This window comes from Burkholderia sp. Ac-20392 (assembly GCF_017104585.1).
Classification (GTDB): Bacteria; Pseudomonadota; Gammaproteobacteria; order Burkholderiales; family Burkholderiaceae; genus Burkholderia; species Burkholderia lata.
The window spans coordinates 1-4,361 of the sequence record NZ_JAAGPB010000603.1; the positions used below are offsets into that span (position 1 = coordinate 1).

At 65.7% G+C, this 4,361-nt stretch carries 5 protein-coding genes; all 5 read left to right on the forward strand.

The window, feature by feature from the left end:
* On the forward strand, positions 1-700 hold a 700-nt coding region (locus G3N99_RS35330), incomplete at its 5' end, for a MotA/TolQ/ExbB proton channel family protein (protein ID WP_206124678.1).
* A gap of 20 nt (positions 701-720) precedes the next feature.
* A complete protein-coding gene (locus tag G3N99_RS35335; protein WP_174933974.1) occupies positions 721-1,143 on the forward strand; it encodes a biopolymer transporter ExbD in 423 nt (140 codons plus the stop codon).
* Between the two features lie 273 nt (positions 1,144-1,416).
* Positions 1,417-1,848, forward strand: a complete 432-nt coding sequence (locus G3N99_RS35340; RefSeq protein WP_011352157.1) for a biopolymer transporter ExbD — start codon at positions 1,417-1,419, stop codon at positions 1,846-1,848.
* 16 nt (positions 1,849-1,864) lie between these two features.
* Positions 1,865-3,055: a tetratricopeptide repeat protein gene (locus G3N99_RS35345; protein WP_206124679.1), complete on the forward strand. Its 1,191-nt coding sequence runs from the start codon at positions 1,865-1,867 to the stop codon at positions 3,053-3,055.
* Positions 3,056-3,357: 302 nt separating this feature from the next.
* Entirely contained in the window at positions 3,358-3,933 is a 576-nt protein-coding gene (locus G3N99_RS35350; RefSeq protein ID WP_043182976.1) for an XRE family transcriptional regulator, read from the forward strand.
* Positions 3,934-4,361 lie beyond the last annotated feature (428 nt).

Below are 4,361 nucleotides of genomic sequence, written 5' to 3' on the forward strand. Positions count from 1 at the left end.
TCCGTACGGGCTCGGCGCGCTATGGAAGAACGGCGATTTCGTCGCCCGTTTCGTGCTGATCCTGCTGGTGATCATGTCGATGGGCAGCTGGTACATCATGATCACGAAGTTCGTGGAGCAGTTGCGTGCCAATCGCCGCGCGAAGCTCGCGGACGCGCAACTCTGGTCCGCGCCTTCGCTGGCCGAGGGCGCCAGGCTGCTCGACGAGGCGTCGCCGTTCCGCTTCATCGCCGAAACGGCGATCGAGGCCGGCGAGCATCATGACGAGGCGCTGCTGGAAGCAGTGGACCGCAATACGTGGATCGACGTGTCGGTCGAGCGCTCGATCACGAACGTGTCGAACCGGATGCAGGACGGGCTCGCCTTCCTGGCCACGGTGGGCTCCACCGCGCCGTTCGTCGGGCTGTTCGGCACGGTCTGGGGGATTTATCACGCGCTGACGGCCATCGGCATCGCCGGCCAGGCGTCGATCGACAAGGTCGCGGGCCCGGTGGGCGAGGCGCTCATCATGACCGCGATCGGCCTCGCCGTCGCAGTGCCGGCGGTGCTCGGCTACAACTTCCTGGTCCGGCGCAACAAGTCGGTGATGGAGCGGGTCCGCAACTTCGGCGCGCAACTGCATACCGTGCTGCTGGCCGGCAATCGGCGCCCGGTACGCGCGGCGTCATCGTCGCCGGCAGCTGCGTCGCTCGCGAACTGATCGGCGGACGGAGACGCGCGATGGCCATGAACGTCGGGCAGGACGAAAGCGACGAGGTGATCGCCAACATCAACACGACGCCGCTCGTCGACGTGATGCTGGTGTTGCTGATCATCTTCCTGATCACGATTCCGGTCGTGACGCACACGATCCAGCTTCAGTTGCCGAAGGAGACGGTGCAGCCGCTGCAGACGACGCCGAAGAGTATCGAGATCGCGGTGAACCGCGACGGCGATTTCTTCTGGGGCGAGCAGCTGGTGGATGCACAGACGCTGCTCGCGAAGCTGAAGGACGTGTCGCAGCAGCAGCCGCAGCCGAGCGTCCACGTGCGGGGCGACCAGAACACGCGCTACGAGTTCATCGGCCGGGTGGTCACAATGTGCGAGCGCGCGGGGATCGCGAAGCTGTCGTTCATTACGGAGCCGCCGGCGCGCGGGGGGTAGTCGCGCGCGGGAATCGTGGTGGAACAGGGGCGGGCGGCAAGTGTTGAAGCGCTGACGCTGGTTGAGTTCGAGGCGTGGGATCGGCGTAAGTGCTAAAGCGCTGACGCTGGCCGACCGCGAAGCATGGGGCCCGTGTAAGCGCTAAAACGCTAACGTGGATCGACCGCGAAGCATGGGGCCCGCGTAAGCGCTGAAGCGCTAACGCTGGCCGACCGCGAAGCATGGGATCCACGTAAGCGCTAAAGCGCTAACGCTGGCCGACAGGAGTCGACGATGGGAATGAATGTGCCTTCGGGCGGGAGCAATGCCGAACCGGAAGTGATGGTCGACATCAACACCACGCCGCTGATCGACGTGATGCTGGTGTTGCTGATCATGCTGATCATCACGATCCCGATTCAGATGCATTCGGTAAAGATGGACCTGCCGGTGGGGAACCCGCCGCCGCCGGCCACGCCGCCGGAAATCGTGCAGATCGATATCGACTTCGACGGTACGACGACATGGAACGGCGCACCGGTACCGGACCGCGCGGCGCTCGAGTCGAAACTGACCCAGGTGGCGGCGGAACCCGTGCAGGCGGAGATCCATCTGCGTCCCAACAAGCTGGTGCCGTACAAGGACGTGGCGGCCGTGCTCGCATCCGCGCAACGCGTGGGCGCGACCAAGATCGGCCTGATCGGTAACGAACAGTTCATGCAATGACGACACGGACGAGCCGATGAACCAGCGACGATGGAAACGGATGATGGCGGTGACGGCGCTCGGCGCGGCAGGCCTGCTCGGACGCCCGGCGTTGCCGGCGGACGCGCTGCGGCCGGACGTGGCGAAACCGTTGGCGGCCGCACAGGAGCTGTACCGGGCGCACAAGTATCGCGACGCGTTGGGCAAGATCGCCCAGGCGGCCGCCGTGCCGAACCGGACGCCGTACGAAACCTACATGGTGGAAGAGATGCGCGGCGCGGCAGCGATGGCGGCCGGCGACTCGGGCACGGCCGCGCAAGCCTACGAGAGCGTGCTGAACTCGGGACGGCTGTCGGGCGAGGACGAGCAGCGGACCACGGCGGCGCTGGCCGGCATCTACTTCCAGCAGAAGAACTACCCGCTGGCGATCCGCGTCGCGCAGCGTTATCTGAAGGCCGGTGGCTCGGATCCGGAAATGCGCACGCTGCTCACGCAGTCTTACTACCTGTCAAACGATTGCGCACCGCTCGTGAGTCAGTTGAAAGCGAGCACCGACGCGCAGGCGAATGGCGGACACGCGCCGGATGAAGGGCAGTTGCAGATGCTGGCGACCTGTGCGCAGAAAGTGAAGGACGGCAATGCGTATCGCGGTGCGCTCGGGCTGCTGGTGGCCTATCACCCGAGCCCCGCGTACTGGGACGAAATGGTCACGGCCATTCGCGGCAACCCCGGCTATCTGCCGTCGCTCGACCTCGACATCTACCGGTTGCGTCGCGCAACGGGCTCGCTTGCGTCAGCCAATGCGTACATGGAGATGACGCAGCTCGCACTGGTCGCGGGGTCGCCTGCCGAAGGCAAGCAGGTGATCGACCAGGGGTTTGCGTCCGGCGTACTCGGCAAGGACGCGCAGTCGGATCGCGAGAAGCGGCTGCAGGCACTCGCCGCGAAGCGTGCGCAATCGGGCGGGGACGCCACGACGCCGGCCGCACCGATCGACGCGGGTATGAACCTCGTCTTCGAGGGCCATGCGCAGCAGGGGCTGCCGATGATGGAGCAGGCGATTGCGAAGGGCGGGCTCGAGCATCCCGATGCGGCGCGGCTGCGGCTCGGCGAGGCGTATTACGTGGCCGGCCAGAAGGCGCGTGCGGTCCAGGTGCTGCGCACGGTCAAGGGGGCCGACGGTTCCGCTGACCTGGCACGCCTCTGGACGGTGGTGGCATCCCGGTAACGCAACGGGCACGTACGACGGCGAGCAACGCGGGCGCGGTCGGCAAGTGGTGTGCCGCCGCGATGGCGCCGATGCACGACGGGCAGGTCAGCCGATCTGAAGGGGCAGCCTTGTTGATTAGTAAACCGAATGAAATATGCGAGGGCCGCGTGGCCGCGCGACGCGGCTGCGGTGCCGCACTGCGCGCGGCTTGCACGCGGCGACAGCGTGCAGCGGGGTATCGCGCCGGGCCGGTCGTGTCACGGCATCGGTCGAGGCTTGACGACATCAAACCGATTTCGACTGCGAGGGTCCGTCTTTCCATGGTTTTGCCCCCTGATGAGTCGGTGCTCGTCGCCGTGTCGCTAGGCAACAAGATCCGGGCGCTGCGCCAGCGCCTGAAACTCACGCTCGACGAAACGTCGACGATCGCCGGCATTTCCAAGCCGTTCCTGTCGCAGGTCGAGCGCGGGCGGGCGACGCCGTCGATCACGTCGCTGGTGCGGATCGCGAAGGCGCTGGGCGTGACGATGCAGTACTTCATCGACACGCCGACGGAAGCGCGCTCGGTATGCCGCGGCAACGCGCTGCAGTATTTCCAGTTCACGAACTCGGCCAGCCTGTTCGCCAGGCTGACGAACCTGGTGGACGGCCGCAAGCTCGACGCGATTCTCGTCCGGATGCCGGCCGGGCAGCTGTCGTCCGAGATGACGACGCATGCGGGCGAGGAGTTCGTCTACGTGTTGCGCGGGCAGGTGGCGCTGACGCTCGAGGATTGCACGTTCACGCTGAACGAGGGCGATACCGCGCATTACGAATCGACGATGCCGCATGCGTGGCGCAACACGGCCGACGAAGAGGCGGTGATCGTCTGGGTCGGCACGCCCCGGCTGTTCTAGCGAAGGCGGCCGGCAGGAAGGAGAAGTACCCGATCGACGGCAGACGGTGCGCAGCACGGCGCGGGCACAGGCTCGTCTTGTGCAGAACCCGCTGTTCGTCGAATCGGGAAGAAGCAGGCAATGCGCTCAATGTAGGTGTTTAGTATGACGAATCAAAATAGCAAGCGACGGTGATGCTGGATGGTGCTGGTGACCCGAGGCCGAGCCGTTCGAGTCGTGGCAGTCGAAAGCGTGGCAATCGCGGGTTCCGGTACACGGGCACCCAGGACGCGCAAGGAATTCACAAGGTTCCGGCGCACAGCAGGTGGGGTCTTACTACGAGCGAGAGGGAACAAGATGAAGCAGAGAGTTTTGGCGTTGGCCATCAAGAGGATAGTCTGGGCGGAACTGGCGCTGACGGCCGCACTGGCGCCGCCGGCGTTCGCCCA

Bases quoted from the DNA above. Each gene is read 5' to 3' on its own strand.
- G3N99_RS35335 (WP_174933974.1), top strand. From the start codon at position 721: ATGGCCATGAACGTCGGGCAGGACGAAAGCGACGAGGTGATCGCCAAC.
- G3N99_RS35340 (WP_011352157.1), top strand. From the start codon at position 1,417: ATGGGAATGAATGTGCCTTCGGGCGGGAGCAATGCCGAACCGGAAGTG.
- G3N99_RS35345 (WP_206124679.1), top strand. From the start codon at position 1,865: ATGAACCAGCGACGATGGAAACGGATGATGGCGGTGACGGCGCTCGGC.
- G3N99_RS35350 (WP_043182976.1), top strand. From the start codon at position 3,358: ATGGTTTTGCCCCCTGATGAGTCGGTGCTCGTCGCCGTGTCGCTAGGC.